This is a genomic window from Martelella mediterranea DSM 17316 (assembly GCF_002043005.1).
Taxonomy (GTDB): domain Bacteria; phylum Pseudomonadota; class Alphaproteobacteria; order Rhizobiales; family Rhizobiaceae; genus Martelella; species Martelella mediterranea.
This window is the reverse complement of the sequence record NZ_CP020330.1, coordinates 3,936,483-3,950,532: the sequence shown is the minus strand read 5'-3', so window position 1 is coordinate 3,950,532 and position 14,050 is coordinate 3,936,483. Positions and strand designations below refer to the sequence as shown.

Below are 14,050 nucleotides of genomic sequence, written 5' to 3'. Positions count from 1 at the left end.
ATGGCGGTCGTTGATATCAGCTCCGGGGCCCTGTCGCTGCGAGCCTCGACAAAGGGCGGATTGATCCTCGGTCTCTGGCGGGATGGCGCAGAGGGACGGGTGGCCCTACTGCGCGAAGCGCCCGAGGGGGCGGATGCGCTGTCGTCCGCCTGCTATCCGCTGGTGCCGTTCGGCAACCGGGTGCGGGACAACCGGTTCACCTTCAACGGCAAGCAATACGCCCTGACCGCGAATACCGACTGGGACCCGCATTACCTCCATGGCGAGGGCTGGCTTTCGCAATGGTCATTGGAAGAACACGAGGCCGACCGGCTGGCGATGCGTTTCCGGCATGCGGGCGGCGGCACGCCCTATGTCTATGAGGCATGGCAGCGTTTTTCGCTTGCCGACGGCGAATTGCAGATGACGTCGACCGTCGAGAACCAGGGAGACGAGCCGCTGCCTTTCGGGCTTGGATGGCATCCCTATTTCCCGATGACGCCGCAAACCACGCTCATGGCGCCCGCCCGGAAATTCTGGACCGAGGTCGAGGGATGGCTGCCGGGCGAGGCCACGGACATCCCCGCCGATCTCGATTTCAGTAAGCCTTCGCCCCTGCCGCACCGCTGGGTCAATAACGGCTTCGAGGACTGGTCCGGCGAAGCGGTGATCGCCTGGCCGGAACGGGAAACGAAGCTATCCCTGAAGGCGGAACCGCTGTTCCGGCACGCTTTCCTGTTTGTCTCGGATACCGCGTTCGATCCGAACTTTCAGCGGGACTATTTCTGTTTCGAGCCGATGTCGCATCTGGTGGACGGTCACAACATGCCCGATCTTGGCGGGCTTCGCATTCTTCAGCCCGGCGAAAAACTGTCGGGCAGCATCTGGCTGGGAGCGCAGGACCTATGAGCAAGACGAGCGACGGACGATACGACTATATCCTCGTCGGTGGCGGCAGTTCGGCCTGCGTGGTTGCCGCCGGTCTGGTGAAGTGCGGCGCGAGCGTGCTTGTGCTGGAGCGCGGCCCGGCCAAGGCCAGCCCGATCATGCATTTCCCCGCCGGCTACATGAAGTTCCTGGCGAAGGACACCTATCTTGCGATGCACGCGACCGCGCCGCAGCCGCAGCTTGACGGGCGCGGGCCGATCGTGCCGCAGGGCAGGGTGCTCGGTGGTGGCAGCACGGTCAATGCCATGGTCTATATGCGCGGGCAGGCGGCCGATTTCGACCACTGGAACGAGCTGGTGACCGAAGGCGACGACGCCTGGAGCTATCGCGATCTTCTGCCCTATTTCAAGGCGCAGGAGGATAACGACCATCTTGCCGGCGAATATCATGGCGTCGGCGGACCGCTGAAGGTCTCCCATCTCGGCCACACCAGTCCGATGACCCGCATTTATGTCAAAACCCTGCAGGGCATGGGCATTCCCTACAACCCGGATTTCAACGGCGAAAGCCAGTTCGGCGTCGGCTTCATGCAGCACACAATTGACTGGCGCACGCGCCGGCGCTGCAGCGCTGTCGATGCGTTTCTAGCTCCGGTCATGAATGATCCGCTGCTGACGATCGTGACCGGGGCAACCGTCACCGCGATCCGCATGGAGGGCGACCGGGCGGTCGGCGTTGATTACGTGCAGGGCGGCGGCCGGAAATCCGTCTTCGCGGACAGCGAAGTGATCCTTGCGGCCGGTGCCTATCAGACCCCAAAACTGCTGATGCTGTCCGGGATCGGACCGGAGGATGAACTCGCCCGGCACGGCATTGCGGTCAAGCTCGCGCTTCCCGGCGTCGGGCGCAATCTTCAGGACCATTATGAGTGTCCGGTGGTCGCCACCACCAAGGGCTCGTTCGGCTATTACGGGCAGGATCGCGGCTGGCCGATGATCAAGGCGGGGCTGCAATATCTGCTGTTCAAGTCCGGCCCGGCCTCCACCACAGGGGTCGAAACCTGTGCCTTCCACGATCCGGAAGGCACGAGCGACCGCCCGACGATCCAGATGTTCTGCGTGCCGACCATCTATCTCGACCGCGATGTCATGGGCACCGATCCCGGCGACGGCGTGACCATCAACTCGCTGCTGCTGCGCCCGAAATCGCGCGGCTCGGTGACGCTTTCCTCCAGCGATCCGTTCGCCGATCCGGTAGTCGATACCCAGATTTTCAGCCATCCCGACGATCTCAGGATAACGATGGCGGGCTTTCGCTACGCGCGCACCGTGCTTGCCGCTTCGCCGATGCGCGAACTGATCGACAGGGAAATCTTTCCGGGCGCCGATGTGACCAGCGACGAGGCGATCGCGGCGCATTGCAAGCGCACCGTCAAGACCGGCTATCACCCGGTCGGCACCTGCCGGATGGGGCGTGACGGCGATCCGGACGCCGTGCTCGACAGTCGCCTCAGGGTCCGGGGCACAAGGGGCCTCAGGGTCATCGACGCCTCGCTGATGCCGACCATCGTCAGCGGCAACACCAATGCCGCCGTTCTTGCCGCCGCCGCCAAGGCGATCGACCTCATACTTCCCTGATCGGAACCAGTCATGAAGATCACCAAGCTCACCACCTATCTGGCCCCGCCGCGCTGGCTGTTCCTGAAGATCGAGACCGATGAGGGCATTGTCGGCTGGGGCGAGCCGGTTGTGGAAGGGCGCGCGTTGACCGTTCAGGCGGCAGTCAACGAGATGGCGGATTATCTCGTCGGCAAGGACCCGTTTCTGATAGAGGATCACTGGACCGTGCTTTACCGGGGCGGGTTCTATCGGGGCGGCGCGATCCACATGTCGGCGCTGGCCGGCATCGACCAGGCGCTGTGGGATATCAAGGGCAAGGCGCTCGGGCAGCCGGTCCATGCGCTCCTCGGCGGCCAGTTGAGGAACCGCATCAAGGTCTACTCCTGGATCGGCGGCGACCGTCCTGCCGACGTTGCGACGAACGCGAAAGAGGTAGTCGCGCGCGGCTTCAAGGCGATCAAGCTCAACGGCTGCGAGGAGATGCAGATCGTCGACACCAATGAGAAGGTGGAAAAGGCGGTCGAGACCATCGCGATCATCCGCGAGGCCGTCGGCCCCCATATCGGCATCGGCGTCGATTTTCACGGCCGCGTCCACAAGCCGATGGCCAAGGTGCTGGCAAAGGAACTCGACCCCTACAAGCTGATGTTCATCGAGGAACCGGTGCTTTCGGAAAACGCGGAAGCTCTGAGGGAGATCGCCAACCATTCCTCCACGCCGATCGCGCTGGGCGAGCGGCTCTATTCGCGCTGGGACTACAAGCCGATATTCGAGGGCGGCTATGTCGATATCATCCAGCCGGATCTGTCGCATGCCGGCGGCATCACCGAATGCCGCAAGATCGCCGCCATGGCGGAAGCCTATGATGTGGCGCTCGCGCCGCATTGTCCGCTCGGGCCGATCGCGCTCGCCGCCTGCCTTCAGGTGGACGCCGTGTCCTACAACGCCTTCATCCAGGAGCAGAGTCTGGGCATCCATTATAACGAGACCAACGACATTCTCGATTACATTTCGAACAAGGACGTGTTCGAATATGCCGATGGCTTTGTCGGCATACCGCAAGGGCCGGGGCTCGGCATCGAGATCGACGAGGCCTATGTGATAGAGCGCGCCAGAGAGGGTCATCGCTGGCGCAACCCGATCTGGCGTCATCCGGACGGCAGTTTCGCCGAGTGGTGAGGAGCGGAAAATGACGGGACGGCTTTCGGGCAAACGCATATTCGTCACCGGCGCGGCCCAGGGTATCGGCCTGGCGCTCGCGAGGGCCTTCGTGAAGGAGGGCGCGGCGCTGTTCATGGTCGACCGCGACGGCGCGCTTCTGGAGCGCGAGGCCGCGACCCTCGTTGCGCCTGACGGGTCCCTTGGTTGGGCCGCCGCCGATATAACCGATGCCCGAGCGATCGCCGCCGCCATGAAACAGGCCGCCGACGAAATCGGGTCTATCAACGCTCTGGTCAACAATGCCGGCGTCAATGTGTTCTCCACCCCGCTCGAGACCAGCGACGAGGACTGGAACCGGTGCTTCGACATCAATCTCAAGGGCGCGTGGAACTGCTGCAAGGCGGCGCTGCCGGGGATGATCGATGCCGGCGGCGGCGTGATCCTCAACATTGCCTCGACCCACGCCTTCACCATCATCCCCCATACCTTTCCTTATCCGCTGGCAAAACATGCGCTTCTCGGCATGACCAAGTCGCTGGGCCTTGAATATGCGGCGAACAACGTCCGGGTGAACGCGCTCGCGCCCGGCTATGTGGCGACGCAGAAGGTCATCGACTACTGGAACAGCTTTCCTGATCCCGAGGCGGCGAAAGCCGAGACGCTGAAGCTCCACCCCGGCGGACGGATCGCCACGCCCGAGGAGATCGCGATGGCGGCTGTGTTCATGATCTCCGACGAATGCCCGTTCATGAACGCGACCTGCCTGACCGTTGACGGCGGCCTCAGCGTCCAGCAGCATCCCGCCTGACGTGCTCGCGTCTGCGTCTTTGTCAATCAGGCGGGCTGCGGGCGCAGGGCTGTGGGCAGCGTGATCACGAGACGCGCCATGTCTTTTGAACGGGTGAAGGCAATATCGCCGCCAAAGGTTCGGGCGCGCGTGGCCATATTGGCGAGGCCATGGCCTTTGCCGCGGATATCGTTGCCGCTAAAATCGTTCTCCACGGTGATGACCGCGTCCCCATTCTCATTGGCGGACGCGGAAATCGCGATGTGCGTTGCTGGTCCATGTTTGACCGCATTGGTGACGGCCTCCTGCAGTATTCTTAAAAGGGCGAGGGCGGTTGAAGGCGTAACCCCGGTGACTTCCGGCATGTTCCCGGTCTGCCAGTCGAGCCGAATGCCCATGCGGTGCAGGTACGGGCCGGTTCGCTCGCGAAAGCCGGCCAGCGCGACCCGCAGATCCGTGTCGCTCAGGTCAAGCGACTGGATCACCAGCCGGAGATCGCCCAGTGCATCCCGGGCGGTGGTGCGGATCGCCTCCGGAGCCAGATTCTCTCTCTCAGTCTGGGCCATGATCGACACGAGGTGGCCGCTCAGTCCGTCATGCAGGTCGCGCATCAGGCGATCGCGCTCCTTTTCGAGGGCCATGCGGGTCAAATTCCTGCGTTCTTTTTCATGAAGCAGGTTCAACTCTTTCTGTTGCTCATCAAGCCGCCGTTTCAGGCGGATGTTGGCGCTATCAAGCTGGTTCAGACTCTGGATCAACCTGATTGTGATGATGAGCATGGCGGCCAGGAGGGTCGCCATCTCGATATAGGGCGTTAACATGTGGGCGCCGTTCGTGAGGCCGAACAACAGGCCGACGTCATGAAGCCCGAACAGGAAGCAGAGAGCGAGCGGCGCGGCTATGATGGCCGCAATCGGATCCCGCGACCTATAGTAATGCGCGATTGCAATCCACAACGCCGCCATCATGGCGGCAATGCTCAAGACATTGCCGAGCACTGCAATCTGCGATCTCGAACCCAGGCCGGCCCAATACGCTGTGAGCAGCGTAAGCGGGAGGCCCAGCGCCAGATAGAGCGATTTCCGGACGAATTTCCGGCCTGCCATTTCGAGCGTCAGAGCAACCGCAAGCAAAAGCGTGCCCAATTGCAGCGTTGCATAATAAAGTCGCGGCACGCCGGCGCCGGCAAGCGAGAAGCCGTATTGCGTCGCCGTCAGGGTGAGGCTGAAGACCATGATCAGGCTGAACCATCGAAAGAAGCCATCGGCTGGCCGCAATAGCGCTATCATGACGACGCTGATGGTAATGATCGCCTTGAGCAGGAGCGAGGTGAAGCGCCACTGTTCGAAGACGAAATCATAGAGTTGCCGATAAGGCGCGAATACGGATTGCGACATCAGGTAAGCGGGTGAGAGATAGCTCGAGATCCAGCCATCCAGACGGCTATGGCGGATTTCAAGTTCGTTGACGCCATCACGAAGCGCCAGGGGCATGACATCAAATGCATAGTAATCGCCCAGGCGCGGCGAGGTGAGGAGTGAGATTTCCCGGCGCACAAGGGGAATAGCATTCAGACGTACGTCTATGGCCTGGCGTACCGCCGGAAAGAAGAGAACCGGATGATCGGCAGGAACCGCCTCCCGGGGAAAATGGATCTTGTAGAGCGCTTCGGTGCGTGACGATTCCCAGACGTTCGTTCGCGTATAGGGTAGCGTTATCTCACGCGCCGGGGAAGCGCCTTCCTGAAGTATTGCCGAATGCAGAACGAGCGCATCGCGCGGCGTCGGCAGGGACAGTACGAACGGCATCGCACAGCAGATGGCGATTGAAACAACAAAAAGCAGCTTGAGCAAGAGAGATGACAGTGTCGGGTGGCCTGCCCAGGCCTGAAGTTTTTTCGCCGCCAAGGCCATTGGATTTGCCGTCAGAATTGCATCAGTCCCTGGCGGGTCGCCTCAAAAACGGCCTCCGACCGGTTCTTCACCTGAAGTTTGCGATAGATATTACGGATATGGACCGGAACAGTCTGTCTCGAAATATGCAATTGCTGGGCGATTTCCGCATAGGTGAACCCCTTTGCGATGCCCCATAATATATCCATCTCTCGTGAGGTCATGTTCACGGCCGGCTCTGGAGAACGGGTATCGGGCGCCTGTTCAGAGAGTTGCCTCACAAGAACGCGGGCGATCCGGGAGGATATCGGTGAATGACCCGCCATCAGGCTTTCGACCGCCTCGATCAGATCCAGGCTGTCAGCATCCTTCAGCAGGTAACCTGAAGCCCCGGCCCCGATTGCTTCGAGCACGGACCTGTCGTCCGCGAGAACGGAAATGACCATCGCCTCGGCCCTCGGGTGCGTCTTGCGCAAAGCGCGGATCGCTTCGAGGCCGCTGCCATCCGGCAAATTCAGATCCGCGATCAGAAGGTCGATTTCAGACCTCTCAAAGACCGCGCGCGTCTCCGCAATGGTTGCGCAAGCGGCGACCAGTTGGCCGCCATCCCATCCCTTGATCAGACTTGCCAGCCGTTGGCGCACGACATCGTCGTCCTCGCATAGGACAATTCGAAAGGGTGCCAAAGAAGTATGTCCCCATCTCTATCCGAAGAGCTTCGGAACCGCCGTGACCGCGTTGCGCAGCCAATCCCATTTTGTTTCTTGTATCGCGGATGCCGGCAATACCATGAATATGGTATTTTGTAAGTTTGCTCGAACGTATATCACTTGTTCATCGCTTCGGGAGGGGTTTTAGAACCTTGAGCACTCGAGAGGGCTGAGATGCATTTTGTGGCTGAAAGACAACGGATGGAGCCGGAGCGAAGGCGCAAATCGCCAAGGCGCTTTTTTACCTGTCGCTGTGGTCATCGTTTGCGATTTGGCTCCTCCACATGCGGCAAGTGCTATCGTATCACGCCTTTTTACAATCGCCGCTGGCCATATCTTATACTCATAGTATCCTTCGGAATATTTTGGGTGGTGGTAATGACCTTCAGCGCTCTCTATCTTTATAATAAAGCTTTAAATATTGGTATAGGTTCGTGATTTAATTAAATTTTTTTCTAAAGCGTATAAAATTAAGCTCGGGCCCCATCGCCGATCATGCGCCCATGATCCGTGATGGGGCCTTTTTTGTCTGTGCGCTGGCTGTTTCGCGGCGCGGCAAGCGCGGTCGCCGATTCAGCAAACCTGGCATTCGGGACATGGTTTTAAACGAAAGCGGCTCTTTTCCTCTGCCGTGCCAGAGACACCCATATAAGTAAGCAAATACTTATTTTTCCATTTGTGGGCTTGCGCGTGGGCCGGTTTAGCAGGGGATGCTGATCACGGCCCGCAGGCCGCCGAGCGGGCTGTCGCCGAGGGTGACATTGCCGCCATGGGAGCGGGCGATATCGCGGGCGATCGCGAGGCCGAGACCGGTGCCGGAGGAATCGAGGTTGCGGGCATTGTCGAGCCTGAGGAACGGCTTGAACACTTCCTCGCGCATCTCCGGGGAAATACCCGGCCCGTCATCATCGAAGGTCACGGTCAGCCATTTCTCGCCATGCTCGGCGGTGATCTCCAGACTGTCGGCATGGCGCTTGGCGTTGGAGGCGAGATTGGCGATCAGGCGGGCGAAGGCGTTGGGCCTGACCGTGACCTCGTCCGGCCCGATCACCACATAATGCAGCGATTTTCCGGAGAGTTCGAAATCCTCCTTCTGGCGGCGGAACAGCGTCGAGAGACTGGCCGTGCCGGTGGTTTCCTCGGCATCGCCGCGGGCAAAGTCGATATAGCCCTGCAGCATTTTCTGCATTTCCTCGATATCCTCGTTGAGGGCCTCCACCTCCGGGCTCTCGCCGATCAGGGCAAGCTGCAGCTTGAAGCGGGTGAGGATGGTGCGCAGATCGTGACTGACGCCATTCAGCATCGTGGTGCGTTGTTCGATCTGGCGCTCGATGCGCTCGCGCATCAGGATGAAGGCGAGGCCCGCCCGCCGGATTTCGATCGCGCCGCGCGGCGTATAGGGCACCTCGGAGCGATGGCCCTTGCCGAAATCCTCCGCGGCCTGGGTCAGCTTCAGGATCGGCCGGATCTGGCCGCGCAGGAACAGGGTCGCGATCCCGATCAGCACCAGCGAGGTGCCGACCATCCACAGAATGAAGATATGGGTGTTCGAGGCATAGGTCATCGAACGGCGCGCGAAGATGCGCAATATACCGTCATCGAGTTTGATGCGGATTTCGACGAAGCGGGAATCGCCGAGCGTATCGATCCAGAACGGCCGGCCGATCTTGGCCGAGATCAGCTCCGCCAGCACCTGGTCGAGCAGGCCGAAAAACGGCTTCGGCAGCGGCGGCGGGAGCTTCGCGCCCGGCTCGAAGGCGACTCTCAGCCCCATGTCGCGCGCGGCAATCGAGACGATCTCGCTTTCATATTCGTCGCCGGTCACGTCGATCAGGTCGATGATTGCCGCGATATCGCCGGTGACGGCGTCGGCAAGGCGGCGGGTCACCATCTGCCAGTGGCGCTCCATGAACACGGTGGCGACCACCGCCTGCAGCAGCAGCATCGGGATGATGATGATCAGCAGCGAGCGCGCGAACAGGCCGCGCGGAAGCCGGTGATGGGTCCAGCGGGCGATAACCTTGTAGGCGCCGGCGATATGGCGCAGGCCGGGCAGCCGCTCGAGTTCGCGCGTGCGCCGTCTGAGGGCGTGCGCCGCTCTTTCACAGGCCGTTTGAACGCTTGCGGGCCAGAGTTTCAATGTCGGGTCCTAATCCCGGCTCAGGCGGTAGCCGATACCGCGCACGGTCTGGAGATAAAGCGGGTTCGCCGGATCGTTTTCGATCTTGCGGCGCAGCCGGTTGATCTGCACGTCGATCGTGCGCTCGTTGATCTCGCTGGCGCTGCTGACGAGATCGTAGCGCGCGACCGTTTCGCCGGCCTTTTCGGCGAGCATGGCCAGAATGTCCTGTTCGCGTTCGGTGAGCCGGATCGGGGTTGCGCCTCTCTTGAGTTCGCGCCGTGCGAGCGAGAAGGAATAGGGGCCGAACACGACCTGTTCGATCGCCGGCGTCTTCGGCGTATCGGCGCGGCGCAGGATATTGCTGATGCGAAGCAGAAGCTCGCGCGGCTCGAAGGGCTTGACCAGATAATCGTCGGCGCCGGCCTCCAGACCCGCGATGCGGGCGTCGGCCTCCGCCTTCGCGGTCAGAAGCAGTACCGGGACCGGGCGGACGTCCCTGAGGTGCCGGGTCAGCGACACACCGTCCTCGCCCGGCATCATCACGTCGAGAACGAGAAGATCGAAGTCGAGCCCTTCCAGCTTGCGCCGCGCCTCGGCGGCATCGGCGGCCGTGGAGACGCGGTAGCCGTTTTCGCCCAGATAGCGCTTGAGCAGTGTGCGGATACGGGTGTCGTCGTCGACAATCAGAAGGTGGGCCGCGTCATCATCGATCGCTCTGGCTTCGCTCATGCTTCCTCCCCTTTCTGCGGCAAGGCCTCGACGCCGGCATGGGGATCGTGATCGCACATGCGTGTCAGAAATTCGCCGACCGCCCGGCGCTCGTCCTCGCGCATTGCCGCGAATGCCCTGTCGATGCGCCGCAATTGCGGCGAGAGCAGTTCCGCGCGCAGCCGCTCGCCTTCCGCGGTCAGAAACAGCCGACGCTGACGCCGGTCCTCCGGCCCCGCCGTCTGGCGGATATAGCCGCTGTCGATCAGCTGTTTCAGCACGCGCGCGAGGCTCTGCTTGGTGATGCGCAGGATGTCGAGCAGGTCGGCAACGCTCATGCCCGGCCGGCTTCCGACGAAATGGATAACCCGGTGATGGGCGCGGCCGAAGCCGATCTCGCCGAGGATCGCGTCCGGATCGGAGATGAAATCGCGATAGGCGAAAAACAGAAGTTCGACCACCGCCAGGTCCGCGACGCCGCTCTCGGGCGCGTGTTCGGGCATGATCGCCTGATGTTTCACTCCCAAAGCCTGTTTCCTTTCGCCCGCCGGGCTTTTGTAATCAAATCCAGTCTGACATAGATATCGTATCAGGTTTAAAACGGACGCAAGCGAAATGGAAGCCGTTGGCGGCGACCGTCCGCAAGGGAGATATCAGTTCAATGGCGCAGCTTCAGGCCGGGATCATTCCCGTCACCCCCCTCCAGCAGAACTGCACCGTGCTGTTCGATCCCGAGTTGCGCGAGGGCGTCGTGGTCGATCCCGGCGGGGATGCCGATGTCATCATCCAGACCGTGGAGGAAAACGGCATAACGCTGAAGGCGATCTGGCTGACGCACGGCCATCTCGATCATGCCGGCGGCGCGATGGAGCTGAAGGAGCGTCTGGGGCTGGAGATCATCGGCCCGCATGAGGATGACCGTTTCATTCTGGAGAACATCGAGGCAAGCGCCGAGCGTTTCGGCATGGCGGGCATGGTGCGCAACTGCTTTCCCGACCGGTTTCTGACCGAGGGCGAAACGGTGGGTTTCGGCGACCATGTGTTCGAGGTCTATCACACTCCCGGCCACGCGCCCGGCCATGTGATCTTCTTCAACCGCGCCCAGAAATTCGCCCATGTCGGCGATGTGCTGTTTCACGGCTCGGTCGGGCGCAGCGATCTGCCGGGCGGCGACCACGATATCCTGCTCGCCTCGATCCGCGACAAGCTGTTTCCGCTCGGCGACGATGTCGGCTTCATCTGCGGCCACGGGCCGGGCGGGCGCATCGGCGAAGAGCGCCGCAACAACCCCTTTCTCAAGGGGCTTTGACCGGCTTCAATCCCGCGCGAACGGGATGGTCTTTTGCTCCGCGCGGCCAAGCGCCTGCAGCAGGGCGATCCTGGTTTTCCGCCGGCGACGGGTGAGCTTGGTCGAAAGGCCATCGAGGCCGCGTCTGATGAGGCTCCGGCCCGCATGGGTTACCGGCAGGCTGGCATGGCGGTCGCGGATCGTCGAGACGATGCCGAGCCGCCCGGCTTCGGGACTCTCGATATATTGATCCTGAACGCAGATCGCCGGGTCGATCTGATAGGCCCGCAGCCCGCCGAAGACCCGGTAATGCGCGCCGAAGATGACATCATCCACCGGCAGCGGCAGCGGATCGCTTGCTGCGCAAAGACGCTCCATCGCCCGGCGGCTGACGATGTATCCCGCAGCCCCGTAATGGCTGCTCAGGAGTTTTTTCAGCCGGTGCGGCGTTGCCATCAGGACCTTGCCGTCGCGGGAGACATGGGTCGGCATGGCAAGCGTTTCGAGCTTGATCAGGTCTGCCCCCTCCGGCAGCCAATCAGCGGCCGCGGAAAGAAGCTTTCCCGCATCGGGGGCGAGGTGGATATCATCCTCGAAGATGGTCGCGTAATCGATGCCCCGCGACAGCGCCGTCTCCCAGACCTTCCTGTGGCTGAGATAGCAGCCGATTTCGGTCGGGGTCAGGTTGCGGGCATGTTTGCTCATCGGCGGGGCGACGATGTTTCGGACAAAGTCATCGGATAGCGATGCGGCGTCGACGGCATCGATCCGCTCGAAGGCAAGCTTCTGCGCACCGAAAACCTCGCGCATGCGCGACAGGCGGTCCTGGCTACTGGCGAGATTGATGAGGAATATGTCCAAGACAGTCCTGCCTCTTGTTCCGGCATCGATTTCTCCGGTCGCGGCCTATCGCCCGCCGGGATCGCTTTACCCCGCGATCAAAATCTGTTCGGCCCCGTCTGTGCCACGGTTGGTGAAGACGGCGCGGCCATTTTCCATCCGCACCTCGCCAGCGGCAAGCCGCCTGAGCGTGGCGGGATAGAGCCTGTGCTCGACCGTCAGTATCCGCTCTGCCAGCGCATCGGCGTCATCGCCCGGCACGATCGGGACGGCGGCCTGGCCGATGATCGGCCCCTCATCCATGCCTTCGGTGACGAAATGCACCGAGCAGCCGGCGATGCGCATGCCGGCGTCGAGCGCGCGCTGATGGGTGTCGAGCCCCGGAAACAGCGGCAGCAGCGAGGGGTGGATATTGATGATCCGCCCCGCATAGGCGCGGATGAAATCGCCCGAGAGCAGCCGCATGAACCCGGCAAGGCAGATGAAATCGGGCGCGAGATCGGCAAGCAAGCCGAGCATCGCGGCCTCGTGCGCCTGTTTGCTGTCGTAATCCTTGCGGGCAAGAGCGTAGGTGGCGATGCCGCGGGCCTTCGCCTTTAGCAGTCCGCCGGCGTCGGGCTTGTCGGAGATGACGGCCACGATCTCCGCCGGGAAATCCGGCGCTTCGCAGGCTTCAGCCAGCTTCTCCATGTTGGAGCCGCTGCCCGAAATGAACACGACAACCCGCTTGCGTCCGCTCATAGCGCGATCATGCCCTTGTAGACCGTGCCGTCCATGCCGTCCTTGCGGGCGACGATGCGGCCGAGCCGGAAGGCGTTTTCGCCCTGGTCCGCAAGCGCTGCGAGCACGGCATCGAGCCGGTCTTCGCGGCAGACGCCGATCATGCCGACGCCGCAATTGAAGGTGCGCATCATTTCAGCGGGTGCTACGCCGCCCGCGCGCGCGAGCCAGGAGAACACGGCGGGCACGGTGATCGCCTCGAGATCGATCTCGGCGGAAAGCGTCGCGGGCAGAACGCGCGGTATATTTTCCGGAAAGCCGCCGCCGGTGATATGGGCCAACGCCTTGATCGCGCCGGTTTCGCGGATTGCGGCCAGCAGCGGCTTCACATAGATGCGGGTCGGTTCCAGCAGCGCCTCGCCAAGGCTCTTGCCCGGCGCGAAGGGGGCAGGGGCCTGCCAGCCGAGACCGTTCATTTCGGCCACGCGCCGCACCAGCGAAAACCCGTTGGAGTGAACGCCGGAGGAGGCGAGGCCGAAGATCACGTCGCCTTCCTCAAGGCTTTCGGACGGCAGCAGCGCGCCGCGCTCGGCAGCGCCCACCGCGAAGCCGGCAAGATCGTAGTCGCCCTTGGCGTACATGCCCGGCATTTCTGCGGTCTCGCCGCCGATCAGCGCGCAGCCTGCCTGCCGGCAGCCCTCGGCTATGCCTTCCACGATCACCGCGCCCTCATCGGGGTCGAGCGCGCCGGTGGCGAAATAGTCGAGGAAGAACAGCGGCTCCGCGCCCTGAACCACGAGATCGTTGACGCACATGGCGACCAGATCGATGCCGACCGTGTCGTGCTTGCCGGCCTCGATCGCGATCTTCAGCTTGGTGCCGACGCCGTCATTGGCGGCGACCAGAACCGGATCGGTGAAGCCCGCCGCCTTCAGGTCGAAGAGGCCGCCGAAACCGCCGATTTCACCGTCCGCACCGGGCCGCCGGGTCGATTTCACCGCGGGCTTGATTTTCTGGACCAGAAGGTTGCCGGCATCGATGTCGACGCCTGCGTCGGAGTAGGTCAGGCCGTTTCTACGCGTCTCGCTCATGGGGCGGTCCCTCATGCAAAAGTCAAAGCCGGGCATTGCATGGAGTTTTGCCCGATGCAAGTGTGTTGCCCGACCATGAGGCCGATATCGACAATTAACGCGCGCGCGACCACGTTGGACACAGTGGATATCGGGGAGGGGCGCGTGGCATCGGCCTTGTCGCTTGACGCTGGCGGCGGTTTGCTGAACAAACGCTATGGGCCTTCATCCATGTTGCGGGCCCTGGTGCCACAATCGCTTGAGCG

The 14,050-nt window shown here is 62.3% G+C and carries 13 protein-coding genes; 5 read left to right on the top strand and 8 right to left on the bottom strand.

Annotated features, from left to right (window positions below; all coding sequences use genetic code 11):
- The 4 genes from Mame_RS18380 to Mame_RS18365 are packed head-to-tail and all read left to right on the top strand — an operon-like array spanning nucleotide 1 to nucleotide 4,455.
- Complete coding sequence (locus Mame_RS18380) at nucleotides 1-888, top strand: aldose 1-epimerase (RefSeq protein ID WP_018067387.1); 888 nt, start codon at nucleotides 1-3, stop codon at nucleotides 886-888.
- Nucleotides 885-2,504 carry a GMC family oxidoreductase gene (locus Mame_RS18375; protein ID WP_018067388.1) on the top strand — a complete coding sequence of 540 codons (1,620 nt, stop codon included), beginning with the start codon at nucleotides 885-887 and terminating at the stop codon, nucleotides 2,502-2,504. Before Mame_RS18380 ends, Mame_RS18375 begins: the two co-directional genes overlap by 4 nt.
- 12 nt (nucleotides 2,505-2,516) lie before the next feature.
- Nucleotides 2,517-3,665, top strand: coding sequence for a galactonate dehydratase (gene dgoD / locus Mame_RS18370; RefSeq protein ID WP_018067389.1), 1,149 nt, complete (start codon nucleotides 2,517-2,519; stop codon nucleotides 3,663-3,665).
- A gap of 10 nt (nucleotides 3,666-3,675) precedes the next feature.
- Complete coding sequence (locus Mame_RS18365; protein WP_018067390.1) at nucleotides 3,676-4,455, top strand: SDR family oxidoreductase; 780 nt, start codon at nucleotides 3,676-3,678, stop codon at nucleotides 4,453-4,455.
- Nucleotides 4,456-4,481: 26 nt separating this feature from the next.
- Here Mame_RS18365 and Mame_RS18360 read toward each other — a convergent pair whose 3' ends face one another.
- From Mame_RS18360 to Mame_RS18340, 5 genes are all read right to left on the bottom strand, one after another.
- The gene (locus tag Mame_RS18360; RefSeq protein WP_018067391.1) at nucleotides 4,482-6,347 is read right to left on the bottom strand and encodes a sensor histidine kinase; all 1,866 of its coding nucleotides are present in this window, start codon (nucleotides 6,345-6,347) and stop codon (nucleotides 4,482-4,484) included.
- Between the two features lie 11 nt (nucleotides 6,348-6,358).
- Nucleotides 6,359-6,970 carry a LuxR C-terminal-related transcriptional regulator gene (locus Mame_RS18355; RefSeq protein WP_018067392.1) on the bottom strand — a complete coding sequence of 204 codons (612 nt, stop codon included), beginning with the start codon at nucleotides 6,968-6,970 and terminating at the stop codon, nucleotides 6,359-6,361.
- 766 nt (nucleotides 6,971-7,736) lie between these two features.
- Nucleotides 7,737-9,092 carry an ATP-binding protein gene (locus tag Mame_RS18350; RefSeq protein ID WP_051085179.1) on the bottom strand — a complete coding sequence of 452 codons (1,356 nt, stop codon included), beginning with the start codon at nucleotides 9,090-9,092 and terminating at the stop codon, nucleotides 7,737-7,739.
- Nucleotides 9,093-9,185: 93 nt separating this feature from the next.
- Nucleotides 9,186-9,887: a response regulator gene (locus tag Mame_RS18345; RefSeq protein ID WP_018067394.1), complete on the bottom strand. Its 702-nt coding sequence runs from the start codon at nucleotides 9,885-9,887 to the stop codon at nucleotides 9,186-9,188.
- Nucleotides 9,884-10,369: a MarR family winged helix-turn-helix transcriptional regulator gene (locus Mame_RS18340; RefSeq protein WP_033411217.1), complete on the bottom strand. Its 486-nt coding sequence runs from the start codon at nucleotides 10,367-10,369 to the stop codon at nucleotides 9,884-9,886. The genes Mame_RS18345 and Mame_RS18340 overlap by 4 nt, the downstream gene beginning before the upstream one ends.
- Before the next feature lie 158 nt (nucleotides 10,370-10,527).
- Here Mame_RS18340 and Mame_RS18335 point away from each other — a divergent pair, with 158 nt between their 5' ends.
- Entirely contained in the window at nucleotides 10,528-11,175 is a 648-nt protein-coding gene (locus Mame_RS18335) for an MBL fold metallo-hydrolase (RefSeq protein WP_018067396.1), read from the top strand.
- Nucleotides 11,176-11,181: 6 nt separating this feature from the next.
- On the opposite strand, the gene Mame_RS18330 is transcribed toward Mame_RS18335, so the two are convergent.
- From Mame_RS18330 to purM, 3 genes are all read right to left on the bottom strand, one after another.
- Nucleotides 11,182-12,015: a glycosyltransferase family 25 protein gene (locus Mame_RS18330; protein ID WP_018067397.1), complete on the bottom strand. Its 834-nt coding sequence runs from the start codon at nucleotides 12,013-12,015 to the stop codon at nucleotides 11,182-11,184.
- 66 nt (nucleotides 12,016-12,081) lie between these two features.
- Nucleotides 12,082-12,735, bottom strand: coding sequence for a phosphoribosylglycinamide formyltransferase (gene purN, locus Mame_RS18325; protein ID WP_018067398.1), 654 nt, complete (start codon nucleotides 12,733-12,735; stop codon nucleotides 12,082-12,084).
- On the bottom strand, nucleotides 12,732-13,805 hold the full coding sequence (gene purM, locus Mame_RS18320; protein WP_018067399.1) for a phosphoribosylformylglycinamidine cyclo-ligase: 1,074 nt from the start codon (nucleotides 13,803-13,805) through the stop codon (nucleotides 12,732-12,734). Before purM ends, purN begins: the two co-directional genes overlap by 4 nt.
- Nucleotides 13,806-14,050 lie beyond the last annotated feature (245 nt).